At 69.5% G+C, this 26,343-nt stretch carries 22 protein-coding genes; 7 read left to right on the top strand and 15 right to left on the bottom strand.

Features of this window, described 5'->3' with window-relative positions; translation table 11 throughout:
• Positions 1-18 precede the first annotated feature (18 nt).
• Both ACMV5O_RS04165 and ACMV5O_RS04160 read left to right on the top strand, forming a co-directional pair.
• Positions 19-1,059, top strand: coding sequence for a type IV pilus twitching motility protein PilT (locus tag ACMV5O_RS04165; protein ID WP_416162297.1), 1,041 nt, complete (start codon positions 19-21; stop codon positions 1,057-1,059).
• Between the two features lie 123 nt (positions 1,060-1,182).
• Entirely contained in the window at positions 1,183-2,316 is a 1,134-nt protein-coding gene (locus ACMV5O_RS04160; RefSeq protein ID WP_416162296.1) for a PilT/PilU family type 4a pilus ATPase, read from the top strand.
• 15 nt (positions 2,317-2,331) lie between these two features.
• Here ACMV5O_RS04160 and ACMV5O_RS04155 read toward each other — a convergent pair whose 3' ends face one another.
• The gene (locus ACMV5O_RS04155; protein ID WP_416162295.1) at positions 2,332-3,501 is read right to left on the bottom strand and encodes a THUMP domain-containing class I SAM-dependent RNA methyltransferase; all 1,170 of its coding nucleotides are present in this window, start codon (positions 3,499-3,501) and stop codon (positions 2,332-2,334) included.
• 214 nt (positions 3,502-3,715) lie between these two features.
• On the opposite strand from ACMV5O_RS04155, the gene ACMV5O_RS04150 reads away from it, so the two are divergent.
• Positions 3,716-5,359, top strand: a complete 1,644-nt coding sequence (locus tag ACMV5O_RS04150; RefSeq protein WP_416162294.1) for a FecR domain-containing protein — start codon at positions 3,716-3,718, stop codon at positions 5,357-5,359.
• A gap of 23 nt (positions 5,360-5,382) precedes the next feature.
• On the top strand, positions 5,383-8,244 hold the full coding sequence (locus ACMV5O_RS04145; protein WP_416162293.1) for an EAL domain-containing protein: 2,862 nt from the start codon (positions 5,383-5,385) through the stop codon (positions 8,242-8,244).
• 121 nt (positions 8,245-8,365) lie between these two features.
• Here ACMV5O_RS04145 and ACMV5O_RS04140 read toward each other — a convergent pair whose 3' ends face one another.
• From ACMV5O_RS04140 to ACMV5O_RS04100, 9 genes are all read right to left on the bottom strand, one after another.
• On the bottom strand, positions 8,366-9,397 hold the full coding sequence (locus ACMV5O_RS04140) for a formate dehydrogenase subunit gamma (protein ID WP_416162292.1): 1,032 nt from the start codon (positions 9,395-9,397) through the stop codon (positions 8,366-8,368).
• A gap of 10 nt (positions 9,398-9,407) precedes the next feature.
• The gene (locus tag ACMV5O_RS04135) at positions 9,408-9,644 is read right to left on the bottom strand and encodes a hypothetical protein (protein WP_416162291.1); all 237 of its coding nucleotides are present in this window, start codon (positions 9,642-9,644) and stop codon (positions 9,408-9,410) included.
• On the bottom strand, positions 9,641-10,267 hold the full coding sequence (fdh3B, locus tag ACMV5O_RS04130) for a formate dehydrogenase FDH3 subunit beta (RefSeq protein WP_416162290.1): 627 nt from the start codon (positions 10,265-10,267) through the stop codon (positions 9,641-9,643). Before fdh3B ends, ACMV5O_RS04135 begins: the two co-directional genes overlap by 4 nt.
• Before the next feature lie 18 nt (positions 10,268-10,285).
• Positions 10,286-13,189, bottom strand: coding sequence for a formate dehydrogenase subunit alpha (locus ACMV5O_RS04125; protein WP_416162289.1), 2,904 nt, complete (start codon positions 13,187-13,189; stop codon positions 10,286-10,288).
• Positions 13,190-13,202: 13 nt separating this feature from the next.
• Positions 13,203-13,343, bottom strand: a complete 141-nt coding sequence (locus tag ACMV5O_RS04120) for a hypothetical protein (protein WP_416162288.1) — start codon at positions 13,341-13,343, stop codon at positions 13,203-13,205.
• Positions 13,344-13,447: 104 nt separating this feature from the next.
• Complete coding sequence (locus ACMV5O_RS04115) at positions 13,448-14,086, bottom strand: TorD/DmsD family molecular chaperone (protein ID WP_416162287.1); 639 nt, start codon at positions 14,084-14,086, stop codon at positions 13,448-13,450.
• Positions 14,083-16,236 (bottom strand): 4Fe-4S binding protein, encoded by a 2,154-nt coding sequence (locus ACMV5O_RS04110; RefSeq protein ID WP_416162286.1) that lies wholly within the window; start codon positions 16,234-16,236, stop codon positions 14,083-14,085. Before ACMV5O_RS04110 ends, ACMV5O_RS04115 begins: the two co-directional genes overlap by 4 nt.
• Before the next feature lie 159 nt (positions 16,237-16,395).
• Positions 16,396-17,046 (bottom strand): DUF3306 domain-containing protein, encoded by a 651-nt coding sequence (locus ACMV5O_RS04105; protein ID WP_416162285.1) that lies wholly within the window; start codon positions 17,044-17,046, stop codon positions 16,396-16,398.
• Positions 17,043-17,510 (bottom strand): DUF3305 domain-containing protein, encoded by a 468-nt coding sequence (locus ACMV5O_RS04100; RefSeq protein WP_416162284.1) that lies wholly within the window; start codon positions 17,508-17,510, stop codon positions 17,043-17,045. Before ACMV5O_RS04100 ends, ACMV5O_RS04105 begins: the two co-directional genes overlap by 4 nt.
• 229 nt (positions 17,511-17,739) lie before the next feature.
• Between ACMV5O_RS04100 and ACMV5O_RS04095 the strand changes: the two genes are divergently transcribed.
• From ACMV5O_RS04095 to ACMV5O_RS04085, 3 genes are all read left to right on the top strand, one after another.
• Entirely contained in the window at positions 17,740-18,573 is an 834-nt protein-coding gene (locus ACMV5O_RS04095) for a formate dehydrogenase accessory sulfurtransferase FdhD (protein ID WP_416162338.1), read from the top strand.
• 83 nt (positions 18,574-18,656) lie between these two features.
• Complete coding sequence (gene mobA, locus ACMV5O_RS04090; protein ID WP_416162283.1) at positions 18,657-19,289, top strand: molybdenum cofactor guanylyltransferase MobA; 633 nt, start codon at positions 18,657-18,659, stop codon at positions 19,287-19,289.
• Positions 19,282-20,226: a substrate-binding domain-containing protein gene (locus tag ACMV5O_RS04085; protein WP_416162282.1), complete on the top strand. Its 945-nt coding sequence runs from the start codon at positions 19,282-19,284 to the stop codon at positions 20,224-20,226. The genes mobA and ACMV5O_RS04085 overlap by 8 nt, the downstream gene beginning before the upstream one ends.
• Before the next feature lie 94 nt (positions 20,227-20,320).
• Here the strand turns inward: ACMV5O_RS04085 and ACMV5O_RS04080 are convergent, their stop codons facing one another.
• The 5 genes from ACMV5O_RS04080 to ACMV5O_RS04060 all read right to left on the bottom strand — a co-directional run bounded on the left by ACMV5O_RS04080 (position 20,321) and on the right by ACMV5O_RS04060 (position 26,323).
• Positions 20,321-21,649 carry an NAD(P)/FAD-dependent oxidoreductase gene (locus tag ACMV5O_RS04080; RefSeq protein ID WP_416162281.1) on the bottom strand — a complete coding sequence of 443 codons (1,329 nt, stop codon included), beginning with the start codon at positions 21,647-21,649 and terminating at the stop codon, positions 20,321-20,323.
• Between the two features lie 115 nt (positions 21,650-21,764).
• Positions 21,765-22,256, bottom strand: a complete 492-nt coding sequence (gene mobB / locus ACMV5O_RS04075; protein WP_416162280.1) for a molybdopterin-guanine dinucleotide biosynthesis protein B — start codon at positions 22,254-22,256, stop codon at positions 21,765-21,767.
• Positions 22,253-24,370, bottom strand: coding sequence for a cache domain-containing protein (locus tag ACMV5O_RS04070; protein ID WP_416162279.1), 2,118 nt, complete (start codon positions 24,368-24,370; stop codon positions 22,253-22,255). The genes mobB and ACMV5O_RS04070 overlap by 4 nt, the downstream gene beginning before the upstream one ends.
• A 31-nt stretch (positions 24,371-24,401) precedes the next feature.
• Entirely contained in the window at positions 24,402-25,853 is a 1,452-nt protein-coding gene (locus ACMV5O_RS04065; protein WP_416162278.1) for a sigma-54-dependent transcriptional regulator, read from the bottom strand.
• A gap of 59 nt (positions 25,854-25,912) precedes the next feature.
• The gene (locus ACMV5O_RS04060; RefSeq protein WP_416162277.1) at positions 25,913-26,323 is read right to left on the bottom strand and encodes a CopD family protein; all 411 of its coding nucleotides are present in this window, start codon (positions 26,321-26,323) and stop codon (positions 25,913-25,915) included.
• Positions 26,324-26,343 lie beyond the last annotated feature (20 nt).

The raw sequence follows: 26,343 nt of genomic DNA, 5'->3' as shown, positions 1-26,343 counted from the left end.
CCGCGCGCCGCCGACACCATGGACATCACCGAACTGCTCGCCTTTGCCGTCAAGAACAAGGCGTCCGACCTGCACCTGTCTGCCGGCCTGCCGCCGATGATCCGGGTGCACGGCGACGTGCGCAGGATCAACCTGCCGCCGCTCGAGCACAAGGAAGTGCATGCCATGGTGTACGACATCATGAACGACGCGCAGCGCAAGCAGTACGAGGAGTCCTGGGAGTGCGACTTCTCCTTCGCCGTGCCCAATCTGGCGCGTTTCCGGGTCAACGCCTTCAACCAGAATCGCGGCGCGGGCGCGGTGTTCCGGACCATTCCGACCAAGGTGCTCACCCTCGAAGAGCTCAACTGCCCGAAGATCTTCAAGGACATCGCCAACCAGCCGCGCGGCATCGTACTGGTCACCGGCCCCACCGGCTCGGGCAAGTCGACCACGCTCGCGGCGATGCTCGACTACGTCAACGAGAACGAATACGGCCACATCCTCACCGTCGAGGACCCGATCGAATTCGTGCACGAATCCAAGCGCTGCCTGATCAACCAGCGCGAGGTGCATCGCGACACGATGTCCTTCAACAACGCGCTGCGCGCCGCGCTGCGCGAAGACCCCGACGTGATCCTGGTAGGCGAGTTGCGCGACCTCGAGACGATCCGCCTCGCGCTCACCGCGGCCGAGACCGGCCACCTCGTGTTCGGCACCCTGCACACCTCGTCGGCGGCCAAGACGATCGACCGTATCGTCGACGTCTTCCCCGCGGCCGAGAAGGACATGGTGCGCTCGATGCTGTCCGAATCGCTGCGCGCGGTGATCTCGCAGACCCTGCTCAAGACCAAGGACGGCGCCGGCCGCGTGGCGGCGCACGAGATCATGATCGGCACCCCCGCGATCCGCAACCTGATCCGCGAGAACAAGATCGCGCAGATGTACTCGTCGATCCAGACCGGCCAGAACGTCGGCATGCAGACGCTCGACCAGTGCCTCGCCGACCTCGTCCGCCGCAACGTGGTGTCGGCCACCGAGGCCCGCATCCGCGCGCAGAACAAGGACAATTTCGCATAACGGCACACGGCCGGCCGCAAGGCGCGCGGCCGACGCCCCCATGGCCCGACGGCGCCCGCCCCGCGGCGGCCGGTCGGAAGCGCAACAGGCCGCCGGCGACCGCCGGCGCCAGGAGTTGGAACGATGGAACGCGACCAGGCCCTCAAGTTCATGAACGATCTGCTGCGGCTGATGCTGCAGAAGAATGGCTCCGACCTCTTCATCACCACCGGCTTTCCGCCGGCGATCAAGATCGACGGCCGCATCGTGCCGCAGTCCAATCAGGTACTGCAGCCGCAGCACACGGCCGAACTGGCGCGCGCGATCATGAACGATCGCCAGGCCTCGGAGTTCGAGGCGCACAAGGAATGCAACTTCGGCATCTCCCCCTCCGGCATCGGCCGCTTTCGTGCCAACGCCTTCGTGCAGCAGGGGCGGGTCGGCCTGGTGCTGCGCACCATCCCGCAGCGCATCCCCAAGTTCGAGGAGCTCGGGCTGCCGCCGGTCCTGACCGACATCGCCCTCACCAAGCGCGGCCTGGTGATCTTCGTCGGCGGCACCGGCACCGGCAAGACGACCTCGCTGGCCTCGATGGTCGATTACCGCAACGAAAACACCTACGGCCACATCATCACGATCGAGGATCCGATCGAGTTCGTGCACGCGCACAAGAACTGCATCATTTCGCAGCGCGAGATCGGCGTGGACACCGAGTCCTGGGAGGCGGCGCTGAAGAACACCCTACGCCAGGCGCCCGACGTGATCCTGATGGGCGAGATCCGCGACCGCGAGACCATGGACTACGCGATCGCCTTTGCCGAAACCGGCCATCTCTGCCTCGCCACGCTGCACGCCAACAGCGCCAACCAGGCCATCGACCGCGTCATCAACTTCTTCCCCGAGGACCGGCGCCAGCAACTGCTGATGGACCTGTCGCTAAACCTGCGCGCCATGGTGTCGCAGCGCCTGCTGCCGATGAAGGACCGCAAGGGTCGCGTGCCGGCGGTCGAGGTGCTGCTCAACTCGCCGCTCATTTCCGATCTGATCTACAAGGGCGACATCCCGGCGATCAAGGAGATCATGAAGCGTTCGCGCGAGCTGGGCATGCAGACCTTCGACCAGTCGCTGTTCCAGCTCTACGAGGACGAGCTCATCACCTACGAGGACGCGCTGCGCAATGCCGACTCGATCAACGACCTGCGCCTGCAGATCAAGCTCAACAGCCGCCACGGCGAGCAGGACCCGGGCTCCGGCCTGCAGAATCTCGGCATGCTCTGAGCCCGCGCCCGGCGCTCAGCCTGCCGCCCTGTCCGGCGCCACGCGGCTGCGGTTGCTGCCGCTCACCATGCGGTATTCGTACAGCCGGCACTCGAGCGCGCCGTTGAACAGCGGCGTGCGCCGGCTCGCCTTGAGACCGATGAGCTTGGGCAACTGCGGGTCCGCGCTGAAGAAATAGCAGCGCCAGCCGCCCCAGCTGCGCTTGAGCGCATCGCCCAGGCGCGGGTAGAAGGCGGCGAGCTCTTCCGTCTCGCCCAGGCGCACGCCATAGGGCGGATTGGCGACCATCACCCCCTCGGCCGCCGGCGGCCGGCGCTCGAGCAGGTCGGCGCGCTCGAGCTGCACGCAGTCGGCGAGCCCGGCCGCCTCGAGGTTGACGCGGCTGCGCCGCACCCATTCGCCGACCACATCCGAGCCAAACACCGCCAGCGCCCGGGACGGCTGGCGCCGGCGCTCGGCCGCCGCCCGCACGCCCGCCCAGCCCGCGCGGTCGTGGTGGCGGAAACGCTCGAACGCGAAGCCGCGCCCCAAGCCCGGCGCGATGTCGAGCGCCATCTGCGCGGCCTCGATGAGGAAGGTGCCGCTGCCGCACATCGGGTCGAGCAGCGCCTCGCCGGGCTGCCAGCCGCTCAGGCACAGGATGCCGGCGGCGAGGTTCTCCTTGACCGGCGCCTCCACCGCGGCCGGCTTGTAGCCGCGCTTGTAGAGCGGCTCGCCCGAGGTGTCGATGTACAGGGTGACGGTGTCCGCGGTGAGGAAGACGTGGATGCGCACCCCCGGGTTCGCGGTGTCCACGCTCGGCCGCTTGCCGGCCACGGTGCGGAAGTGATCGCACACCGCGTCCTTCACGCGCAGGGTGATGAACTCCAGGCTCTTCAGCGGGGACTTCTGCGCGGTGACGTAGATGCGGATGGTGTCATCGGCGGTGAACCATTTCGCCCAGGTGACGCTGTAGGCCAGCTTGTAGATGTCGATCTCGGCCCGGTAGCGCCCCTGGGCGACGCGCCACATCACGCGCGTGGCGAGCCGGCTTTCGAGGTTCGCGCGCTGGCAGGCCGTCCAGTCGCCCTGCCAGCTCACCCCGCCATGCAGCGCGCGCAGCTCGCGCCCGCCCAGGCGCTCGAGTTCGGCAGCGAGCAGGGCCTCGAGTCCGCGCGGGCAGGGGGAGAAGAACACTTCGGCCATGAGCGGCTCCGTTTGCCGGTAAGGCCAGCATTGTAGCGCCCGCTCCGCTGCGCACCGCCGCGCCGCGTGCCTGGCGCACGACAAGCAGCCCGCCGCGCCCGCCGGCATCGCCGAGACATATTGTTCGAAGCAAGCGCAATGTATTATTCCGGGGCAATTCGCGATGACCCCCAGGAAGAACAACGCTGCTCGATTTGCATATCCAGGAACCGCCATGCAGGCCTGCCCTCCCGAATCAGCGCGACCGGCGCGAACCCGCGCCACCCTGCTCGGTCTTGCGCTCGCGGCGTGCTGCAATGCGGCGCTGGCGCAGGACGTCATCTATGTCGTGCGCCCCGGCGACAACCCCTGGAACATCACCGAGCGCTACCTGAAGAGCATCGACTACTGGCCACGCATCCAGGACTACAACCGCATCGTCGACCCGCTGGCGATTCAACCCGGAACACGGCTGCGTACTCCCGTCGCCTGGATGCGTGGCGACAGGGGCACGGCACGCGTGCTCGACGTGCGCGGCACGGTCGAGCGCTGGGTCGACGGGACGATGGCGCCGCTCGCGGCGGGCATGACGCTGGCGCCGGGTACGCACCTCCGCAGCGGCGCCGATGGCAGCCTCACGCTCGAATTTGCCGACGGTAGCCGCAGCCTGGTGGGCAACAACACCGAGCTGCGCCTCGATGAGATACGCCGGTTGAGGGCCTCGGGCGCGCAACAGGTGCACATCGAACTGCAGCAGGGCCATGTCGAGAGTGCCGTCACCCCTGGCAAGCGCAGCGGGGGGCGGTTCATGATCCAGACTCCGGCGGCGGTGGCGGCGGTGCGCGGGACCGACTTCCGCGTCAGCGCCGAGGCCGATGGCGTGCGCGCCGAGACCCTCGAAGGCGAGGTGGCGTTGCGCAACAGGCGCGGCGAGACCCGCCTGCCGGCCGGCACCGGCACCTTCAGCGCGCGCGGTCGCGCGCCCGAGAAGGCGTCGGCGCTGCTGCCGGCGCCCGAGCTCGAGGCCCTGCCCGAGCGCCTCGAGCGCGTCCCCTTCCGGGTGCCGATTGCGGCCGTCGAAGGGGCCCGCGGCTACCGCACCCAGATCGCGCCGCTGACGGGCTTCAGTGCCATCGTCTCCGACCGCAGCGGGGCGGAAGCGGCCGTGCTCGGCCATGCCGGGCTCGCCGATGGCAGCTATCGCCTGCGCGTGCGCGCCATCGACGGCCGCGGCCTCGAAGGCGTCGACGCCGAGCGCAGCATCGTCATCGACGCCCGTCCCGAGGCCCCCTTCCCCCGCCTGCCGGCGCCCGACGGCTTTGCCACCGACGAAGGCGTCGCCTTTGCCTGGGCGGCCAACGCCGAGGCCGAGCGCTACCATTTCGAGCTTGCGCGCGACGCCCACTTCGAGGACCGGGTGCTGCAGCGCGACGACCTCACCGCGCCAGGCCTGGTGCTGGACGAGGCGCTGGCCGCCGGCGACTACTTCTGGCGCATCGCGGTCAGCACCGCCGCCGAGGGGCGCGGGCCGTTCTCCGACGTGCAGCGTTTCCGTCGCCCACCGCCCGGCCCGGCGCCCGAGGCACCGGAGATCGACGGCGACACCCTGCACCTGCGCTGGCGCGCGGGCGACGGCGCGCAGCGCTATCAGGTGCAACTGAGCAGCGCGGCCGACTTCGCTGCCCCCGAGTACGAACTGGACACCCAGGCCGCCGAGTTGCGCATCGCCACGCCAGCCGCGGGCGTGTGGCATGTACGCATCCGCAGCCAGGAAACGGGCAGCCCGCCCGGCCCCTGGGGCAAGGCGCAACAGATCGAGGTGCCACACACGCACTGGCGCGCGTTGCTGATCCTGCTGCCCCTGCTGCTGGCGCTATGAAACCGGGCAGGCGCCAGGGGGGCATGCTCGGTGACCGCGGCGCCTGGTTGCTGGCGGGCCTGTTCGCCAGCCTGCTCGTGCTGCCGGGCTGGAACGGCCTGAAGCGCCTCGACCTGCTGCTGTACGACACGATCGAGCCCGTTTTCCGCGCCGCCGCGCTGGCTCCGGCGTCGACCGTGGTCGCGATCGACGAGGCCAGCGTCGACGCGCTCGGGCGCTGGCCGTGGAACCGCAGCGTCCATGCCGAGCTCATCGACGGTCTGACTGCGGTCGGCGTGTCGGCGATCGGGATGTCGATCCTGTTCCCCGAGCCCGCACCTGGTGACGCCCAACTCGCCGCGGCCATGAAGGCCTCGGGCCGGGTGATCCTGGCGCTGGCGCCGCGCGCCGCCGATGGCGGGGCCAAGACCGGAGCAATCGCAGAGCTGTTGCCCAACCCCTTGCTACGCGCCAGCGCCGCCGGCCTCGGCCACGTCGACGTCGAACTCGACGCCGACGGCCTGGTCCGCCGCACCTTCGCCCGCGCCGGCAGCCCCAGCCCGAGCTGGGACTCACTCGCGCTCGCCACGCTGAAGCGCGCGACCGGAAACGAGCTGCGCAACGGCGCGAGCCTCAATGCGCAACAGCCGGCATGGCTGCACCGGGTCGCGTACCAGCCTGGCTGGGTACGCGCGGACGAGCTGCTGCTGCCCTTCCCCGACGCCGCCAGCAGGCCGGAACAGCGGTCGTATTTCACCCTGCTGAGCCAGCCCGAGCGCGTCCACGAACTCGCGGGGCGCGCCGTCTTCGTCGGCGCCACCGCCGGCGGCATCGACGCCGGACTCGCCACGCCGAGCTCGCCCCAGGGCCAGCTGATGGCCGCGGTCGAGTTCCACGCCCGCGCCTTCGAGGCGCTGCGCAGCGGTCTCGTGTACCGCAGCGCCGACACTGGTCTTGTGCTCGGTTTCAGTCTGTTCTTCGTCGCGCTCGCGGCCCTGATCCAACCCCGCTTCGGCCTGCGCGGCGCACTCGTGCTCGGCGGCCTGTGCCTGTTGCCGCCGCTCGCCAGCGGTGCAGCCCTCCATGGGCTGCGCCTGTGGATTCCCCCGGCAGGGGCGCTGGGCGCCCTGCTGCTGGGCACACTGCTGTGGCTGCTGCACTTCCTCGAGCGCACGCGCGGCTCGCTCGCTCGCGCCCGCCTCGATGCCGATGCCACGCTGCGCTCGATCGCCGACGCCGTGCTCACGATCGACGAGGACACCCGCGTCGTGCTGCTCAACCCGGTCGCCGAGACCTTCACGGGACTGGACCTGCGCGCGGCCAAAGGCCGTCCGGTGGGCGAGCTGCTGCGCGACTTCACCGACCAGGCCCCGCTGGTCGTGGACACCGTGCTCGGCTGCCTCCAGCATCGCCAGGCCATCCGCCGGCCCGAACCGATCCCCTGGCAAGGCCCGCAGGGCCGGCACTATGCGCTGCGCCTGACCGTCACCCCGGTGGGCGCAGCAGGCGACGGCGCCGTGCTCGTGCTCAACGACATCACCGAGACCCTGGCCATCACCGCACGCCTGCAGCACGAGGCCACCCACGATCTGCTGACCGGCCTGCCGAACCGTGCCCTGCTGATGGACCGCCTGCGCCAGGCGCAGGCCCATGCCCAGCGCCGCGGCAGCCTGGTGGCGCTGCTGTTCGTGGACCTCGACCGCTTCAAGCGCATCAATGACAGCCTCGGCCACGCCGTCGGCGACCAGGTGCTGCAGGTCGTGGCGCAGCGGCTGACGGCCTCGGTGCGCAGCGGCGACACGGTGGCGCGCTGGGGCGGCGACGAATTCATCATCCTGATGGACAACCTGCACGACCGCGGCGACGTGGTGGCGGTCGCGGACAAGCTGCTCGAACTGCTCGAGCGCGAAGTCGAGACCGAAGGCGCCACCGTCCTCGTGCTCTCCTGCAGCATCGGCATCAGCGTCGGACCGGCCGACAGCGCCGACGCCGATGCCCTGCTGTCGATGGCGGACAAGGCGATGTATCGCGGCAAGCTCGAGGGCGGCAGCCGCTACACCTTCTACTCGCCCGAGATGAACACCTGGTCGCGCGAGCGCCTGGGCATGGAGGCCGCGCTCCGCCATGGCCTCAGCAACGGTGAATTCGAGCTCTTCTACCAGCCGCAGATCGACATCAAGAGCGGTCGCCTGGTCGGCCTGGAGTCGCTGCTGCGCTGGCACCGGCCGGGCAATGGCGTGGTCCGCCCGGATGTGTTCATCCCTGCCGCCGAGGAGAGCGGCATCATCCGCAACCTGGGCGAATGGGCGATCCACGAGGCCGCCCGCCAGGTCGCACGCTGGAGCGCCGAGGGCCTCGATGCCGTTCCGCTCGCCGTCAACGTGTCGGCGCGCCAGTGCTCGGACATGGGCATCGTCGACACCATTCGCAGCGCGCTCGGCGACAGCGGCCTGGACCCGAGGATGCTCAAGGTCGAACTCACCGAATCGACCGCGATGGGTGAGGGCGAGCGCGTCGCCGAGTTGCTGCGCAGCATCCACGGCCTGGGCGTCGGCGTGGCGGTGGACGACTTCGGCACCGGTTACTCCTCGCTGTCGCTGCTCAAGCGCTTCCCGATCTCGGAGCTGAAGATCGACAAGAGCTTCGTCGGCGACATCAGCGACGACAGCGACGATGCCGCCATCGTGCGCGGCACCATCGCGCTGGCCCACGGCCTGGGCATGCGGGTGGTGGCCGAAGGCGTCGAGACCGAGGAGCAGTTGCGCTTTCTCGCACGCTACCGCTGCAATGTCGCCCAGGGCTTCCTGTTCGCCCAGCCGCTGCCCGCCGGCGAGATCTGCCCCTGGCTGCGGATGCCGCCTGCGCATGCGATGCGCGCCATCCGCAGCGCGCAAGGCACGCACTGAGCACGAAACCGGCGCCGGAGAAAACGCGACCTCGCGCGGGCACGGCCCGTGCGAGGTCGAATGTGCCGGACCCGAGGGAGGGTTGGAGCAGGCCCGGACAGGGAGAGAAGCGCGTGTCGCCCTACGGCCGTCCCGACTTGCCGGCCTTGATATCGCGATACCAGAGCTCGTGGTGCTCCTTCGCCCAGGTCTCGTCCACGTAGCCGGTCTTCATCGACTGGTAGGCATCCTCGACGCCCAGGGTGCCCATGTAGATGTGGCCGAAGGACAAGGCCAGCAGCAGGATCGCCCCGATCGAGTGGACGATGTTCGCCGTCTGCATGTCGGCCCGCGTCCAGTCGCCGAGATTGGGGAAGTCCAGGATCAGGCCGGAGATCGCCACTGTCAGGCCGAGAAAGGTGACACCGATCCAGAACCAGGTCTTCTCGCCGAAGTTGAAGCGCCCCGACGGCACGTGGCCACCGTCGAGCACCCCGCCCGCACGCCGAATCCACACCGCGTCGATCGCCTGCCAGACGTTGTCGCGCAGGAAGGTCAGGATCATCAGCAGCACGAACACCCCGAAAACCGGGCCGACGTAGTTATGCACCGCCTTGCCGACCTCGAGCAGGGCCGCGAGCACGCCGTGACCGAAGACCGGCAGCAGCACGTGCTTGCCGAACAGGATCGCCACGCCGGTCACCGCCAGTAGCAGGAAGGTGATGGCCGTCCCCCAATGGACGAAGCGTTCGAAACCGGAGAAGCGCTTCATCAGGCGCCCGGTGCGCGGCTCCTGCAGCTTCATCGTGCCCTTCACCAGCCAGAACAACAGGATGGCAGCCGGGACGACGATCAGCAGCCAGCCGCCGTACTCGGTGATCGGGCCGTTGCGCAGCTGGCGCCAGGTGTTGCCCTCGCTCTGGATCAGCACACCCGCTTCGGGGCTGCGCACATTGGTGGTGTGCTCCTCGCCCGAACGCACCGCGCGCCACACCGGTGCGTTGTTGAGCGGGCGCTCCTGCTGGCGTTCGACCTGGTCCTGCGCCGAGCTGCCGGGCGGGCGCTCGGCCGCCTGCAGCGGCAGCGCCAGCAGCCACAGCGTCAGTGCGAGCAACAGCAGGGCGAACGGCCCCATCTGCCGGCTCGGCCGCCACCGCATCGAGAATTCACTCATGGCGCTCTCCTCACTGGATGCGGTTGTACTCGGACTGGCCGCGTGCGCGCTCCCTGAGCGCCTTTTCCCAGGCCTCGCGGTCGCCGTTGAACGCGCCACCCTCCCAGGGCCGGGTATCGGTCTTGCCACTGTACTGGCCCTGCTCGTACACCGTGACCTGAGGCACCTCGCTGCAGGCGGCCAGACCGCCGAGCAGCCCGCTCGCCACGGCAAGCAGCGTCAGCCGCTTCAGTATTGGCGTGCTCATGACCGGCCCTCCCGCTTGCGCTCCTGCTTGCGCTCGCCGCCGCCATAGGCGGCATCCCAGCCCCACACCTCGGCACCCGTGCCACGGCGCAGCACCCGCTCGCGGAAGATGTCGGCCACGACGTTGGCATCGCCGGCGATGAGCGCCTTGGTCGAGCACATCTCGGCGCACAGCGGCAGCTTGCCCTCGGCCAGGCGGTTGGAGCCGTACTTGTCGTACTCGGCCTGCGAGCCGGTTTCCTCGGGACCGCCGGCGCAGAAGGTGCACTTGTCCATCTTGCCGCGCGCGCCGAACGCGGCCTGGCCATTGGGGAACTGCGGCGCGCCGAACGGACAGGCGAAGAAGCAGTAGCCGCAGCCGATGCACTTGTCCTTGTCGTGGAGCACCACGCCGTCTTCGGTCTTGTAGAAGCAGTCGGTCGGGCATACCGCCATGCAGGGCGCGTCCGAGCAGTGCATGCAGGCGACCGAGATCGAGCGCTCGCCCGGCACGCCGTCGTTCATCGTCACCACCCGGCGGCGGTTCACCCCCCAGGGCACCTCGTGCTCGTTCTTGCACGCGGTGACGCAGCCGTTGCATTCGATGCAGCGCTCGGCGTCACACAGGAATTTCATGCGTCCCATCGTATTGTCTCCTCGCCCTTAAGCCTTGCTCACGCGGCACAGGGTGGTCTTGGATTCCTGCATCATCGTCACCGGGTCGTAGCCATAGGTGGTGGCGGTGTTGACCGCCTCGCCACGCACGATCGGTGCCGCGCCCTCGGGGTAGAACTTGAGCATGTCCTCGCCCTGCCACCAGCCGGAGAAGTGGAAGGGCAGGAACACGGTGCCCGGCGCCACCCGCTGGGTGACCTGGGCACGCACCTTGAGGCGGGCCTTGGTCGGCGACTCGACCCAGATGTATTCGCCATTGCGGAAACCGGCGTCGTTGGCGTCCTTGGGGTTCACCTCGGCGAACATCTCCTGCTGCAGTTCGGCCAGCCAGGGGTTGGAGCGGGTCTCCTCGCCGCCGCCCTCGTACTCGACCAGGCGACCTGAGGTCATGATCAGCGGGTATTCGCTGGAGATGTTCTTGACCTTGTCCTGCATCGACTTGTACAGCGTCGGCAGGCGCCAGAACTTCATCTTGTCGTCGTGGGTCGGGTACTTCTCGATCAGATCCGGACGCGGCGAGTAGATCGGCTCGCGGTGCAGCGGCACCGGGTCGGGGAAGTTCCACACCAGCGCACGCGCCCGGGCGTTGCCGAAGGGGTGGCAGCCGTGATTCTTCATCGCCACGCGGATGATCCCGCCCGACAGGTCGGTCTTCCAGTTCTTGCCCTCGGCCGCCTGTTTCTCGGCATCGGTGAGCTCGTCCCACCAGCCCAGCTTCTTGAGCAGCACGTCGTCGAACTCGGGGTAGCCCATCTGCAGGTCGGCGCCCTTCGAGGCCGAACCCTCGGCCGCCAGCAGCGACACACCGTCGCGCTCGACGCCGAAGTTGGCGCGGAAGTTGCCGCCGCCGTCCATGACGTGCTTGGAGGTGTCGTACAGGTTGGGCGTGCCCGGGTGCTTCATCTCGGGGTTGCCGTAGCACGGCCAGGGCAGGCCGAAGTACTCGCCGTCGCAGGGGCCGCCAGCGGCCTTCAGCGTCTTCACGTCGAAGGTGTGCATGTGCTTCATGTGCAGCTTCAGGCGCTCGGGCGACTGGCCGCTGTAGCCGATGGTCCAGGTGCCGCGGTTGATCTCGCGCAGGATGTCCTCGATGTTCGGCTCGTCCCAGCCCTGGGCGTCCTTGTCGAGCTTGATGTTCTTCACCAGCTCGTCCGCCCAGCCGAACTTCTTCGCGAAGGCGTACATGATGGTGTGGTCGGGCTTGGACTCGAACAGCGGCTCGATGACCTTCTCGCGCCACTGCAGCGAGCGGTTCGAGGCGGTGCACGAGCCGACGGTCTCGAACTGGGTACAGGCGGGCAGCAGATACACGCCGTCCTTCCTCACCATCGCCGCCATCGACGCGGTGGCCGAGGGATAGGGGTCGATCACCACCAGGGTGTCGAGCTGCTTCATCGCCTCGACCATCTCGGCGCCACGCGTCTGCGAGTTGGGCGCATGGCCCCAGTACACCACCGCGCGCAGGTTGCTCGGCTGATCGATCAGCTCCTTGTTCTCGGTGACGCCGTCGATCCAGCGCGACACCGTGATGCCCGACTTGGTCATCAGCTCTTCCGAGGCGTAGCGGCTCTTGACCCACTCGTAGTCCACGCCCCACACCGCGCACCAGTGCTTCCACGATCCGGCGGCGAGGCCGTAGTAGCCGGGCAGCGAGTCCGGGTTGGGGCCGACGTCGGTCGCGCCCTGCACGTTGTCGTGACCGCGGAAGATGTTGGTACCGCCGCCCGACACGCCGACATTGCCCAGCACCAGTTGCAGGATGCACATCGCGCGCACGTTGGCGTTTCCCACCGTATGCTGGGTCTGGCCCATGCACCACACCACGGTCGAGGGCCGGTTCTTGGCCAGGGTCTCGGCGACGGTGAACACCTGCTCCTCGGGGATGCCGGTCACCTCCTGCACGCGCTCGGGCGTCCAGGTCATGATCTCTTCCTTGACCTTCTCCAGGCCGAAGACGCGATCGGCGATGTACTTCTGGTCTTCCCAGCCGTTCTGGAAGATGTGATACAGCAGGCCCCAGATGAAGGGAATGTCGGTGCCCGAGCGGATGCGCACGTACTGGTGCGCCTTCGCCGCCGTGCGCGTGAAGCGCGGGTCGACGACGATCATCTTGCAGCCGTTCTCCTTGGCGTGAAGCATGTGCAGCATCGACACCGGATGCGCCTCGGCGGCGTTCGAGCCGATGTACATCGCCGCCTTCGAGAACTGCATGTCGTTGTAGGAGTTGGTCATCGCGCCGTAACCCCAGGTGTTCGCCACCCCCGCCACCGTGGTGGAGTGGCAGATGCGCGCCTGGTGGTCGCAGTTGTTGGTGCCCCAGAAGGAGACGAACTTGCGCAGCAGATAGGCCTGCTCGTTGTTGTGCTTGGAGGAGCCGATCCAGTACACCGCGTCCGGGCCGGAGTCCGCGCGGATCTTGAGCAGGCGGTCGCCGACCTCCTGGATGGCCTGCTCCCACGAGATCTTCTGGTACTTGCCGTCAACCAGCTTCATCGGGTACTTCAGGCGGTGCTCGCCGTGACCGTGCTCGCGCAGGGCGGCGCCCTTGGCACAGTGCGCGCCGAGGTTGATCGGCGAGTCGAACACCGGCTCCTGGTGCACCCACACCCCATTGCGCACGATGGCGTCGGCGGCACAGCCCACCGAGCAGTGGGTGCACACGGTGCGACGCACCTCGGCTGCGCCCTCGCCACGAGACACGCCGGGTGCGGCGGCATCGGCGGCACCGATCAGGTTGTAGGGCAGTTGGGTAGCGATCGCGCCGGCACCGACGCCCAGGCCGGAGCGCTTGAGGAAGGCGCGGCGATCCATGGTCTGGCCCAGCGCTCGCGCGGCCGCGCCGCGCAGACGGCGCACGCCGCCCGCAGCGGCGGAGGATTTCTTCGTCAACATCGTGGTTTCCTCCTCAGACCCGTGCCGTACGGTAGTAGCTGCGCATGTGCGCACTCACACCCTGCTCCGCGGACTCGCGGCGCGCGGCCTCGACCGCCGGCGCAGTCTGCGCCACCGCCTGGCTGGCAGCGGCAGCCACGGCCGCGGCGCTCACCGCACCACCGGCCCCCACGGACCGCAGGAAGTTCCGCCGGGACAATTTCGTCGTCTCGTCTTTCATCATCGATCTCCCCCGCAACAAAGCATCGGCGTCGCCCCTCAGGCGGACGCCTCGAGCATGTCGAACGCCTCGCGCTCGATGTCCATGAAGGCCAGCAGCAGCGCGCCGACCCTCGCATAGAAATCCGCCCCCGGCGCCTGCACCAGTGCCCGCGCCAGGTCTGCGTACCAAGGCGCGATATGGCGGCCGAAGAAGGCGCGCTGGCGTTGCAGCCCGGCCTCGTCCGGCGCGGTCAGCACCAGGTGGCGCATGACTTCGGCGAGGGCAGCGATGTGATCCTCGGTTTCGGTGACCCCGGCACGACGGCCGAGGCCGAGCTCGACAAGGTCGGCGCGCAACTCGGCGAGCGGCTCCTCCTGCAGGAAACCGGTCAGGTACCAGGAGCCGTTGCACATCACCGCCGGCTTACCGATGCTGACGAAGAGCGCAGCGAACTCGTCGCCCACCACCTGCCGCGGCATCGCGGCCGCGGCCGCCCCGAGGGCGGCCCAGGCTTGCGGCAAGGCGCCGGCACCGGCGTCCGCACCGAGGGTCTGCCCAGCGCGGGCGAGCGCATCGAGCAGGGCGGCATCGGGCGCGGCATGCAGCAGGCGCGCGAGCAACGCGTAGTGCTCGGCACGGGCGCGGTCCTCGTCGGTCCAGCTGGGTTGGGACTGAATGGGGATGGCGGCAGTCATGCGGACAGGTCCCAGGCTTTCACGGCCGAATCCGAACTCGACTCGGCCTTCATCATGTCGATCACGCGGCAGTCGGCGCACATCCGCAGCCGCGCGCGCGCGGCCTCGGTGGCGAACATGGCATGGCCGGACAGACGGGCGATCATCGATTCGATCAGCGGCGCGGCACCCATCGCCTTGCCGCAGGCCGTGCAGTGGAACAGGTCGGCCTCGCGCAGCGCGCGGGCGCGACGCGCCTCGTCGCCCAGCAGCAGGCGGGGTTCGAGGGTCAGCGCGGACTCCGGACAGGAGGCGACGCACAGGCCGCACTGCAGACAGTTGCGCTCGATGAAGTCGAGCCGGTAGCTGTCGGTCGCGGCGCGCAAGGCCCCCGCGGGACAGGCGCCGGTACAGGCCATGCACAGCGTGCAGACGTCGGATGCCCTGACCTGGCCGAAGGGCGCGCCGGCCCCGAGCGCGATCGCCACCGGCAGGCCGGCCGCCGTCGCGGCCGCCGGTGCCTGCTCGAGAAGATGGCGCAGGGCGAAGTCGAGCGTCTCGCGTTTGTTCGGCAACAGACGGAAGCGCGCCGGCGCCGCGCCCCCGGTGGCGGGCGCCCACGACCACAGCGTCGTCTCCAGCGCTGGCCAGTCGTCGGCATCGGCCTCGATGATGCGCAGGTGCTCGCCGGCATAGCCAAGCGCGGAAAGAATGGTCTGGCCATGGCGAGCCTGGGCCTTCAGCGGCGCCGCATCATGGCTGCCGGCGGCCAGCACCGCCACCTGGCAGGCGCCCAGCGCCAGGCTGCCGAGCATCAGGTCGAGCCCGACCGCGTCCGCGCTCCACATCTCGACCGGGATCACCCGTGCTGGCAGCCCGCGGCCGCGGCGGGCGAGGCGGCCGATCGCCGCCGTGCCGGCCTCGGCAGAGTGGAACAGCACGCAGGCGTCCCTGCCGCCGGCCTCGGCGTAGCGGGCAAGCAGGGTCTTCACGCGCTGGCCGAGGTCGGTCACGCGCGGATACTGGAAGCCGAGCGCGCCGGACGGACACACCGTGCTGCAGGTGCCGCAGCCCTTGCACAGGTAAGGATCGACTGCGATCACGTCGCCGCTGGAGCGGATCGCCTCGGTCGCGCAGACCTCGATGCAGTTGCTGCAGCCCGCCTTCTGCGCGCGGCTGTGCGCGCACAGGCCTGCGTCGAAGGCGACATAGCGCGGCTTTTCGAATTCGCCAACGAACTCGCCGAGCGCCTGCACCGCCAGCGCCTGCTCGAAGGGGTCACGCCTGGGCGCGGCATAGCCGTCGGGCAGCTCGACACGCTTCATCAGCGGTTCGGCCGACAAATCCAGCACGAGGTCGAAGCGCTCGCTGCGGGTGGTCTCCTTGCGCGCGAAATCGATCGCGCCGATTTCGCCACACGCAGTGACGCAGGCGCGGTGGCTGCGACAGGCCTCGAGATCGACCTGCAGATCGACGCCGATCGCCCCCTCGGGACAGGCCCTGACGCAGGCGTTGCAGCGCACGCACAGCTCGAGGTCGATCGGATTGTGCTGCTCCCAGGCCAGCTCGAAGGCGCCCAGATGGCCGCCGAGCCGCAGCGGCCGGCCGGACCACACCGGGTAGGCGTTGCGCGCAGGCAGCTCCACCTCCGCGCTGCGCCGGGTGATCAGCACCGCCGGGTCGAAGCTGCCCGCGAGGCGCTCGGCCCAGCCCAGCGCGACGCCCGCCTCGCCGATGATCAGCAGGCTGCGGCCTGCCTTCATCTGCACGGCGGGCACCGGGTCGGGCTCCGGCAGCGTGGTCGCGGCCGCGATCAGCGCGGCGAGCTTGGGCGTGACCCCCGTGGGCGCGCTCGCCGTGGCCGATGCAGCGTCGGCCGACCAGCCGGCGTTCTCGCGCAGGTTGAAGAAGTGAATGCGCTCGGCCGCCGGACGGCCGCCAGCGGGCGTCCCGGTGGCGTCGGCAAGCTCGGCGAACAGCGCCGTCTCCTGCGTGCAGGACACGAAGACTTCGCGCCCGGCGGCGAGGTCGTCACCGATCAGCGGCAACTCGCCCGCACACAGGGCGTGATGACAAGCGACGGTGGCGCCGGCAGCGGCAAGCTGTTCGGGGTCCAGCGTGAAACTGCGATTGCAATCGCACAGGCGGATCTGCTTTTGCGAGTCGGGCATCGATGCATCCAATGGAGTTGCTGTTAAAAAGCATTCATCGGACCAGAACATGGAGAGCCAGACGCCGCCGATCCGACCAAAAGAACCGAGTAACCGCCCCCTCAAGGGGCATATCGAGACAAATTGTCCAGAGCGTCCCGTTTTATACCGCTATCCGGCTCACCCCGCCCGGCCGGCGGGCGAGCGCGCCGGGGGCGTATCGGCAGACTGCCCGCCGGCCAGCGGGTCCGCCGCTGCCAATTCCGCGGCGTCGCGCGCCGGCGCCGGCGCAGCGGCCTCGCGCAGCTCGGCGGCGTCCTGCGTACCGGCATCGGCCGCCTGCTCCCTGGCGCTGCCCTGCTCCCTGGCACTGCCCTGATCCGTAAGGCTGGCCTGATCCGTATTCGCGCCGGCGTCGGCGAGCCACTCGCGCGCGTGCTTGAGCTTCTCCATCAGCGCCGGCGGGATCGGGTCGGCGAGGTTGTAGTCGTCGATGTAGACGTCGAGACCATCCATGCGGTTGAAGTGCGGATCGGCAAAAAGCTTCTGCAGCGCCCGGCGACGCAAGGTCTCGCTCACCTCCTCCTTCAGGAAGGCGCTGAAGTCCGACGCCAGGCTCAGCGTCTCCACCGGCGGCAAGGCGGCTTCGGTGACGACCTTCGCCGCGGGCGATGCGGGATGCGCGCCGACCTCGCCCGCGGGCAGCGTGCCGGCCGCGTCCGCGGCGGCCGTCGACACGGCCCCGGCCGCCACCGGGTTTGGCGCCGTCGCGGCGGCAAGGCCGGCTGCCAGCTTGCGCCGCGACCAGCGTGCGAGAAAGCCGCCACTCATTGCCGCCTCCGGTCCTGGGCGAGCGGATCGTTGCGTCGCACCTTCTTGCGTGGCGCGGGCTTGTAGTGGGTATTGACGAAATCGCCCACCCAGTCGGCGATCTCGCGTGACATCGGCACCCCGTCGACCTGTTCGCCCGAATCCAGCCAACGCGCCGCCTCACCGTAGCTCGCCGACACCGCCGCCGGCAGCGCCAGCTCGCCTTCCTTGCGCCACATCACGAACACCTTGGGGATTGGCGAGCTCATGTTGAGGAAGTAGTTGTCGGCCTCGTCACGGAACAGCGCGATCGCAAAGCCCCCCACCCGCCACTGGCGGCGGTCCGGCTCGCTGACGATCTCGACCGGCGCCGGGTCGACGGCATCGAAGGCGGGCACCACGCCGACGGCCTCCCAGGCCTCGTCCACCCAGGGGTTGTTCAAGCGGCGACGCTCCATGATCACCGCGATCGGAAACTCGTTCATTGCCTTCCACCTGAATTGTCGTGAAGCGAATGCGGTCTACAGCATACGTCGCCCATCCCGCGGCGGCGAAGGCGAAAACCGCGCCGCCGCACGCCGGCGCGGCGAGTGCGTCGTGAGCGCGTGGCCACTGCGTCGCGCATCCATGGCGTGCCGCCGCCCACCCGACGGCCGGCTTGCCGCTACAATCCCCGCTCCGAGCGCCCTCATGCATCCGAACATCGAGCCCGCCATGAACGCCCCGCCGTCCCGCCGCCCCCTGCTGAGCCAGGCCAGCCGTCCGCTCACGGTCGAGATTCCCGCGCTCAACGAGCACGGCGACACCGTACCGACCTCGATCGCCGGCGAGCACCCGCTCACCCTCTACGTCGACAAGCGCGAGATCGTCACCCTGATGACGCTCGGCGCCGCGCCCGAGGCGCTGACCATCGGCTGGTTGCGCAACCAGCGTCTGGTCCGGAGCCTGGACGAGATCGCCGCCGTGCAGGTGGACTGGGACGTCGATGCGGTGTCCGTCACCACCCGCGGCGGCCTGCGCGATGCCGACCATAAGCTCGGCAGCCGCACCGTCACCACCGGCTGCGGCCAGGGCACGGTGTTCGGTGGGCTGATGGACGAGATCGACGAGATCCGCCTGCCGCATGAGCGCTCGCTCAAGCAATCGACGCTGTACGCGCTGATGGACGCGGTGCGCCAGCACGAATCGATCTACAAGCAGGCCGGCGCGGTGCACGGCTGCGCGCTGGCGCAGGCCACGCCCGCCGGCTGCGAGATCCTGATGTTCGTCGAGGATGTCGGCCGCCACAATGCGGTGGATGCCATCGCCGGACAGATGTGGCTCGATGGGCTGGAGGGCGCCGACAAGATCTTCTACACCACCGGCCGCCTGACCTCGGAGATGGTGATCAAGACCGCGCAGATGGGCATCCCCTTCCTGGTGTCGCGCTCCGGCCTCACCCACATGGGCTGGCAGATCGCGGCGCGAATCGGCCTCACCATGGTCGGGCGCGCGCAGGGCAAGCACTACCTGCTGTTTTCCGGCGCCGAGCGCTTCGAGCGCGACTGAACCGAGCCAGCGCCCCGGCCGCCCCCCCAATCGCCCCCCCAATCGCCCCCCAACCGACCCGCCACCGATCCGAGCCGATACGCATGCACGACATCCCCGCCGCCCCCTTTAGCCGTGCCGAGCAAGGCATCACCGGTGTGCTACTCGCCGGCGGCCAGGGCAGCCGCATGGGCGGCGTCGACAAAGGCCTGGTCGAGCTCGCGGGTCGGCCGATGGCCGCGCATGCGCTCGAGCGCCTCGCCCCCCAGGTCGATGAGCTGATCATCAACGCCAACCAGAACCTGGCAGCCTGGCAGGGCTTCGGCTACCCGGTGTTCGGCGACGACATCGGCGGCTTCGCCGGCCCGCTCGCCGGGCTGCATGCCGCACTGACGCGCGCCCGGCACCCGCTGGTCGCCACCGCCCCCTGCGACTCGCCCTTCCTGCCCGCCGACCTCGTCGCGCGCCTCGCCGCGGCCCTGCACGCCGCCGACGCCCAGCTCGCGGTCGCCAAAACCTTCGACCAGCCGCACCCGGTGTTCTGCCTGTGCCGGCGCGAGCTCGCCGACCACCTCGGCGCCTTCCTCGCCGGCGGCGGGCGCAAGATCGACCGCTGGTACGGCAACCTGAAGGTGGTGGAGGTCAGCTTCGACGACGAGGAGGCGGCCTTCCGCAACATCAACACCCGCGACGAACTGGCCGACGCCGCCAAGGATCTGCCCGCACGCCATGGCTGAAGCCCGCGGCACCGGCGCACCGGCGGCGCCCTGCGGGCAGGCGGCGGACACCGCGCCCGCCGCCTGCCTGACGGCGCGCGAGGCGGCGGCCTTCCTGCAGCTCAATGAGAAAAAGCTCTACGAGCTCGCCAACCGCCGCGACATTCCCGCCGCGCGCGTCGGCGGCAAGTGGCTGTTTCCGCGCGCCCTGCTCGAGGACTGGCTGCTTGAGCAGGCCCATGGCGGCGCCCTCACCGACCGCCTGCTGATTACCGGCAGCGACGACCCGTTGCTGGCGGCCACCACTGCCGCGCTCGGGCACGAGCTGGGCGCCGAAGGCCTGGTGGCCTACAGCCCCACCGGCACCCTCACCGGCCTCGAGTTGCTCGCCCGCCGCCGCGCCAACGCCTGCGCCCTGCACTGGGGTGGCGTCGAGCACAGCGCGCAGCAGCACGCCTTGCTGCTGCACCGCTTCGGCGCCAGCCGGCAGTGGGCGCTGGTGCGCCTGGCCCTGCGCGAGCAGGGCGTCATCCTGCGTCGTGGCCTGGAAGTGGACGGCCTCGAGACACTGGCCGCCTTCGACTACCGCTGGGCGATGCGCCAGGCGGGCGCAGGCTCGCGTCATTTCCTCGAATCCGCGCTGGCCAGCCGCGGCTTTGCCGCCACCGACTGCAGTGTCGTCGCCGAAGCGTACAGCGAACGCGAGGCGGCCGCCTTGGTCGCGCGCGAGGACGCCGACTGCGCGCCCGGCACGCGCGCGGCGGCGGCGGAATTCGGCCTCGGCTTCCTGCCCCTGGGCTGGGAGGCTTTCGACCTCGCCCTGCCGCGCGAGATCCTGTTCCGGCGCCTGTTCCAGGACCTGCTCGCCGCTCATGGCGATACGCGCTCGCAGACACTGGCGCGGCGCCTGGGCGGCTACGATCTGTCGCCGCTCGGACGCGTGCTCGGCCTCGACTGATCGCCCCTCGCCGGAAAGCCGTCGGCGCGCGCCCCTGCTTGCGCGCGCCGAACGGACGGCCTCGTCGCCGCCCCCGGTCGAACGCGGTCCGTCCTCAGTGCAGCTTGACGTGGGGCTCGGTGCGGCGCGTGATCATGCGCGCCAGGGTGTCGAGGGTGACCTTCACCCAGCCGTGCAGCGCGAGTTCGTGCATCTTGTACAGCGAGGTATACATCATCCGCGCGAACCAGCCCTCGATGAACAGGTCACCCTTGGTGAGGCCGCCCATCATGTTGCCGACCGTGCTGAACTCGCCGAGCGACACCAGCGAGCCCAGATCTCGGTAGCGGTAGTCCTGCACCGCCTTGCCCGCGATGCGGCGCTGCAGCTGTTTGTACAGGTGCGAGGCCTGCTGGTGCGCCGCCTGCGCCCGCGGCGGCACGAAGCCGTTCTTTTCCGGCCACGGGCAGGCGGCGCAGTCGCCCATCGCGAAGATGTCGTCGTCAGCCGTGGTCTGCAGCGTCTGCCGCACCACGAGCTGGTTGATGCGGTTGGTCTCCAGGCCATCGAGGCGGGACAGGAAATCCGCCCCCTTCACGCCCGCCGCCCATACCACCAGTTCGGCAGGCAGGATGCGGCCGTCGGCCAGGCGCACGCCATCGGCGAGCACCTCGGCGACCTTGGCCCCGGTGTGCACTTCCACCCCCAGCTTGCGCAGCAGGCGCTCGGTGGCCTGCGACAGACGCTCGGGTAGCGCCGGCAGCACGCGCGGCGCGGCCTCGATGAGGGCGAGCCGGATGTCCTTGTCGGCGTCGACACGGTCCAGCCCGTAGGCCACCACCTCGCGCGTGGTGTGGTGCAGTTCGGCCGCGAGCTCGACGCCGGTTGCACCGGCGCCGATGATCGCCACATGAAGTTGATCCGGACGCAGCGGCGCGCGCTGGGCATGAGCGCGCACGCAGGCGTTGACCATGCGCATGTGAAAGCGCCGCGCGTCGGCCACCGTCTCGAGCTTGAGCGCGTGTTCGCGCACCCCGGGGGTGCCGAAGTCGTTGCTCTGGCTGCCGACCGCGATCACCAGCGTGTCGTAGGGGAAGGTCCGCGCCGGGGTGACTTCCTTGCCGTCCTCATCGACGAAGGGCGCGACGTGCACCTCGCGCGCGCGGCGGTCGAGCCCGGTCATCTGCCCGATGCGGAAGCGAAAGCCATGCCAGTGCGCCTGCGCCAGGTAGGCCACCTCGTGATCGCCGATGTCCATGCTGCCGGCGGCGATTTCGTGCAGCTTGGGCTTCCAGATGTGGGTGCGCTTGCTGTCGATGAGCGTGACTTCGGCCTTGCCACGACGACCGAACTTGCGGCCGAGACGGGTGGCCAGCTCAAGGCCGCCGGCGCCGCCGCCAACGATGACGATCCGGTGTGGCTTTGCATCCATGGGCGTGTTCATCGATCGCTCTCTTCGCGAGATTTATAAAAAATATCGAGAATACCAGCAGACCTGAGGCCTTGTCTTTGCCAACGGTCGCACGAATGCAACAAAGTGCCCGGAAGGCGCGCCTCGCCTACAGATGGAGATGAGCGACGATGAAGTCCGCCACCTGCGCCGGGCCGTTGAGGTCGAGCCGTGGCAGCGACGTGGCGAGCGTGGCGTCGGTGGCAATGGCGACGATGTACGGGTCGTCCGGATGCAGCAGCGGCGCACCTAGCACTGCGCGATGCACCTCGATCTTGGGAATCGGCGCGCGCTTGAAACCCTCGACCAGCACCAGGTCGCACGGGCTGAGGTGGGCGAGCAGCTCGTCCAGCGTGGCCTCGGGGGCACCGCGCAGCTCATGCGTCAGCGACCAGCGCTGGCCCGAGCTGACCATCACCTCGCGGCAGCCAGCCTGCCGATGGCGCCACGAGTCCTTGCCGGCGTGATCGATGTCGAAGCTGTGGTGCGCATGCTTGACCAGCGACACCACCAGCCCGCGCGCGCTCAGCACGCCGATCACCTGCTCGACGAGGGTGGTCTTGCCGCTGCCGGACCAGCCGGCGAACCCGATCAGTTTCATCTTGCTGCGCTTTCCAGTGGGCTAAGGGAGTCACCCGCGCGGCCGCCTGCGGCCGCCGCCGATGCTTCATGACGATACTCGGGCTCGGCGCGCAGGCTGACCGTGAACGCGCTGCCCTGCCCGGGCGCGCTGTCGACCCTGATGCGCCCGCCGTAGCGCTCGACCAGGGTGTGGCTGATCGACAGCCCCAGCCCGGTACCCTGGCGCTTCTTGGTGGTGAAGAAGGGATCGAAGATGCGCGCCATGTCCTCGGTGGCGATGCCGCGGCCGCTGTCGCGCACGACGATGTCGACGCCCGCCGCCTCGGCGCGCGGGTCGCGATCCCGGGTCTCCAGCGTCAGCGTACCGCCCTCGGGCATCGCCTGCACCGCATTGACGATAAGGTTGATCAGCACCTGCTGCAGCTCCTGCGGGTTGATCAGCACCCGGCCGCGCGCGCCCAGCTGCTGCACCAGATGCACGTCGCGCCGTGACAGGTGCTGGCGAGTCAGCACCAGGCAGTCGGCCAGCGCGGCGTTCACATCCACCGTCTCGACGTAGCCGGCGAACTCGCCCGGGCGCGCGAACTGCAGCAGCTTGGTCACGATCAGGCGGATGCGGTTGACCTGCTCGTGGATCAGCCGGATCTCGTTGGCGACCGGCTGCGCCGCGGCACCGAGCTCGTCGCGCAGCAGGTCGAGGTTGCCCTGGATCACCGCGGTCGGGTTGCTGATCTCGTGCGCCACGCCGGCGGTGAGTTCGCCGATGGCGGCCAGCTTCTCGCTCATCACCAGACGGTGCTGGGCGGCATGCAGCGCCTCGTTGGCCGCCGCGAGGTCGGCCGTGCGCTCGGCCACCTTGCGGTCGAGCGAGGCGTTGAGCGCCTGCAGCTCGGCGCGCTGCGCCGCCTGGGCGTCGAGCAGGTGGTCGAACTCCGCGGCCAGGCGGCCGAGTTCGTCACGGCTGCCGACCCGCCCGACCCGGGCCTGGGCGTCGCCGCCCTCGAGGGCTTCGATGGTGGCATGCATGCGCTCGATGGGGCGGAAGATGCCGCGCGCCCAGTGCAGGGTCAACAGGGCGCCAGCGATGCTGATCAACAGCGACACGGCGCCGACGACGACGAAGGCGTTGCGCTTGGCGGCACGAAACGGCGCCTCGAGGAAGCCGACATAGAGCATGCCGACGCGTTCGCCACGGCTATCGAGCACCGGCTCGTAGCCCGACACGTACCAGTCGTTGACGACGAAGGCGGTCTCCAGCCAGGTCCGCCCGGCGCCGAGCACATGCGCGCGCACCTCGGCCGAGGCCCGCGTACCGAGCGCCCGCGCGCCTTCGAACAGGCGCACATTGGTGGCGATGCGGGCGTCGTCGAGAAAGAGCGTGGCGGTGCCGACACTGCCCTCGGGCAACGCGCCGTCGCGATAGACGATGGCGTTGATGGTGTCGACGAAGTCGAGATTGCCGTTGAGCAGCATACCGCCCTCGAGCACGCCGACCACATTGCCGCGCGCATCGAACACCGGCGCCGCGGCGTGGATGACCAGGCCGCGCACCTCCTCGCGGCGGGGGTCGGGCAGTGCGCGCTCGGTCGCGACCAGGGGCAGGCGCGCGCGTTCGGCCAACGCCGGCGACAGCGCCTGCAAGTGGGCCGGCCCGAAGCGCTCGATCGCACTGCCACCGCCGGCGCGCAGCGCGCGATCGACCATGGGCCAGTCGCCGCGTGCGCTGCCTGCGGCCACGCCGGTGGACGACTGCAGCACGCGCCCTTCGACATCGAGCAGGTTCAGGAAATCGAGGCCGAGTTGCGCCTGGCGCGCCGCCAGCAACGCGGCCACGGCCTCACTTTCGGTCGCCGCGGCCGCTGCAGGCGCGGTCGCGCGCGCCAGCGCGAGCGCCTGCGAACCCGCCAGGCCGCGCACGCCGCTGCCCACGCCGTCGATCACCCGCTCCAGATAGCCGTGCGCCGTCGCCAGGTCGCTGCCCACGCGCGACGACATCAAACGCTGGTAGTGGCTCTCTCCCCACCAGCCCAGCAGCCCCATGATGATCGGAAAACCGAGCATCAGCGGCGCCAGCACCAGGGCCAGCAGCTTGGCGCGCACCGACGCGCGCAGGCGCTCGACAAGCCGCCTCATGTCGGACGCGAGGCCAGCCCAGAAAAGCCGCTCATGCGCGCCGCTCCAGGCCCTGCAGCCGCGCACGCCGCCCCTCGTCCTCTTGCTGCCGGACACTCTCGGCCCACTCGGCGAACTTGCGCTCCAGCGTCTTGCGCGACACGCCGAGGCGGCGGGCCGCCTCGCTCTTGTTGCCCGCGCAGGCTTCGGTGACACGCTCGATATGGCGGCGCTCGAGCTCGGCGAGGGTGAGCTCGAGCTCGCCGGCGGGCGGCGGCGCACTCGCGGTCGTGACGGCGAAGGCCTCGGTCGCGAAGCTGCCGAGGATCATCGAGCGTTCGACGAAGTTGCGCAGCTCGCGCACATTGCCCGGCCAGGGATAGGCCTGCAGCCGGCTCACGACCTCGTGCGACAGCGGCAGCGGCGCGACCCCGAGCTCGACCGCCAGTTGCTGCATGAAGTGGCGCATCAGGTCGGGGATGTCCTCGGCACGCCGGCGCAGCGGCGGCATCGCGATATCGACCACGGCGAGGCGGTAGTAGAGGTCCTGGCGGAAGCGTCCCGCCAGGACCTCGGCAGCGAGATCCCGGTTGGAAGCGGCGATGATGCGCACATCCACCTGCAGCTCGCGCTCGGAGCCCACCGGGCGCACCTTGCGCTCTTCCAGCACGCGCAGCAGCCGCGTCTGCATCGCCAGCGGCAACTCGCTGATCTCGTCGAGGAACAGCGTGCCGCCGTGGGCGTAATAAAACAGGCCGTTGCGGCTCTCGCTGGCGCCGGTGAAGGCACCCTTGATGTGGCCGAAGAGCTCGCTTTCGATCAGCTCGGAGGCGATCGCCGCGCAGTTGACCGGCACGAAGGGCCGCTGCGCGCGCGGGCTGGTGTGGTGCAGCGCACGCGCGACGACCTCCTTGCCGGTGCCCGACTCGCCCAGCAGCAGCACCGTGCTGGGCATCTGCCCGACGCGGCGGATGAGGCCGCGCAACTGCTCGATCGCCGGCGAATGGCCGACCAGGCCGATCGGGTCGGCCGCCAGCCCGGCCAGCTCGCGCTTGAGCACGAAGTTCTCGCGCGCCAGCCGCGCACGCTCGAAGCAGCGCTTGATCGAGTTGAGAATCTGGTCGACACGGAAAGGCTTGAGGATGAAGTCGGAGGCGCCGCCGCGCAGCGCATCGATCGCGGTCTCCATGTCGGCGAAGGCGGTGACCAGGATCACGTCGCCGGTGTAGCCATGCTCGCGCAGCTCGTGCAGCCACTCGATGCCCGACTTGCCCGGCAGCGCGATGTCCAGGATCAGCAGGTCGAAGTGCAGCCGCGCCATCAGCGCCGCCGCATGCTCGGCATCGGCCACAGCCTGCACCATGCCGCAGCGGCGGGCGAGCGTGCGCTCGAGGAAGTGGCGCATGCCTTCCTCGTCATCGACCACCAGCACCGAATGCGCCTGCCAGTTGTACTCGGCCAGATCGACCGGCTTGTCCAGCGTCACTGCCGTCTCGTGCAGCATTTCGTCTCCCTCGGCTTGCGCCTTTGTCTCACATCCGGCCTCCCCGCCTCAGCCCCCGGTCAGAACGGCTTGAGGACGACGAGGAACACCACGACGAACAGCACCAGCACCGGGATCTCGTTGAACACCCGGTACCACACGTGCGACTTCGTGTTGCGCCCCGCGGCGAAGTCGCGCATCAGCCGACCGCAATACAGGTGATAGGCGACCAGCCCGATCACCAGCAGCGTCTTCACGTGCAGCCAGCCGCCGGCAAAGCCGTAGCCGAACCACAGCCACAACCCCAGGCCGATGGCGAGGAGGGCGAGCGGCGTCATGAAGCGGTACAGCTTCGCCTCCATCAGCGCGAGCCGCTCGCGGGTGGCCGCGTCCTCGACCATGGCGTGATTGACGAACAGGCGCGGCAGGTAGAACAGGCCGGCGAACCAGCTCACGACGAAGATGATGTGCAGGGCTTTCAGGGTCAGCATGTCGACGATGGATGTCCAGG

Origin of the sequence: Thauera sp. WH-1, assembly GCF_047806685.1 — a bacterium.
GTDB lineage: Bacteria > Pseudomonadota > Gammaproteobacteria > Burkholderiales > Rhodocyclaceae > Thauera.
Note: the sequence above shows the minus strand (reverse complement) of the source record. Positions and strands in the feature narration are given on the sequence as shown.

Excerpts from the sequence above, each read along its gene's own strand:
- ACMV5O_RS04085 (WP_416162282.1), top strand. The coding sequence starts at position 19,282 with ATGGCTGAAGCCCGCGGCACCGGCGCACCGGCGGCGCCCTGCGGGCAG.
- mobA (WP_416162283.1), top strand. The coding sequence starts at position 18,657 with ATGCACGACATCCCCGCCGCCCCCTTTAGCCGTGCCGAGCAAGGCATC.
- ACMV5O_RS04095 (WP_416162338.1), top strand. The coding sequence starts at position 17,740 with ATGAACGCCCCGCCGTCCCGCCGCCCCCTGCTGAGCCAGGCCAGCCGT.
- ACMV5O_RS04070 (WP_416162279.1), bottom strand. The coding sequence starts at position 24,370 with ATGAGGCGGCTTGTCGAGCGCCTGCGCGCGTCGGTGCGCGCCAAGCTG.
- ACMV5O_RS04080 (WP_416162281.1), bottom strand. The coding sequence starts at position 21,649 with ATGAACACGCCCATGGATGCAAAGCCACACCGGATCGTCATCGTTGGC.
- ACMV5O_RS04145 (WP_416162293.1), top strand. The coding sequence starts at position 5,383 with ATGCTCGGTGACCGCGGCGCCTGGTTGCTGGCGGGCCTGTTCGCCAGC.
- ACMV5O_RS04105 (WP_416162285.1), bottom strand. The coding sequence starts at position 17,046 with ATGAGTGGCGGCTTTCTCGCACGCTGGTCGCGGCGCAAGCTGGCAGCC.
- ACMV5O_RS04150 (WP_416162294.1), top strand. The coding sequence starts at position 3,716 with ATGCAGGCCTGCCCTCCCGAATCAGCGCGACCGGCGCGAACCCGCGCC.
- ACMV5O_RS04140 (WP_416162292.1), bottom strand. The coding sequence starts at position 9,397 with ATGAGTGAATTCTCGATGCGGTGGCGGCCGAGCCGGCAGATGGGGCCG.
- ACMV5O_RS04125 (WP_416162289.1), bottom strand. The coding sequence starts at position 13,189 with ATGTTGACGAAGAAATCCTCCGCCGCTGCGGGCGGCGTGCGCCGTCTG.
- ACMV5O_RS04110 (WP_416162286.1), bottom strand. The coding sequence starts at position 16,236 with ATGCCCGACTCGCAAAAGCAGATCCGCCTGTGCGATTGCAATCGCAGT.
- ACMV5O_RS04135 (WP_416162291.1), bottom strand. The coding sequence starts at position 9,644 with ATGAGCACGCCAATACTGAAGCGGCTGACGCTGCTTGCCGTGGCGAGC.
- ACMV5O_RS04165 (WP_416162297.1), top strand. The coding sequence starts at position 19 with ATGGACATCACCGAACTGCTCGCCTTTGCCGTCAAGAACAAGGCGTCC.
- ACMV5O_RS04100 (WP_416162284.1), bottom strand. The coding sequence starts at position 17,510 with ATGAACGAGTTTCCGATCGCGGTGATCATGGAGCGTCGCCGCTTGAAC.
- ACMV5O_RS04065 (WP_416162278.1), bottom strand. The coding sequence starts at position 25,853 with ATGCTGCACGAGACGGCAGTGACGCTGGACAAGCCGGTCGATCTGGCC.
- ACMV5O_RS04115 (WP_416162287.1), bottom strand. The coding sequence starts at position 14,086 with ATGACTGCCGCCATCCCCATTCAGTCCCAACCCAGCTGGACCGACGAG.
- ACMV5O_RS04060 (WP_416162277.1), bottom strand. The coding sequence starts at position 26,323 with ATGCTGACCCTGAAAGCCCTGCACATCATCTTCGTCGTGAGCTGGTTC.
- fdh3B (WP_416162290.1), bottom strand. The coding sequence starts at position 10,267 with ATGGGACGCATGAAATTCCTGTGTGACGCCGAGCGCTGCATCGAATGC.
- ACMV5O_RS04160 (WP_416162296.1), top strand. The coding sequence starts at position 1,183 with ATGGAACGCGACCAGGCCCTCAAGTTCATGAACGATCTGCTGCGGCTG.
- mobB (WP_416162280.1), bottom strand. The coding sequence starts at position 22,256 with ATGAAACTGATCGGGTTCGCCGGCTGGTCCGGCAGCGGCAAGACCACC.
- ACMV5O_RS04155 (WP_416162295.1), bottom strand. The coding sequence starts at position 3,501 with ATGGCCGAAGTGTTCTTCTCCCCCTGCCCGCGCGGACTCGAGGCCCTG.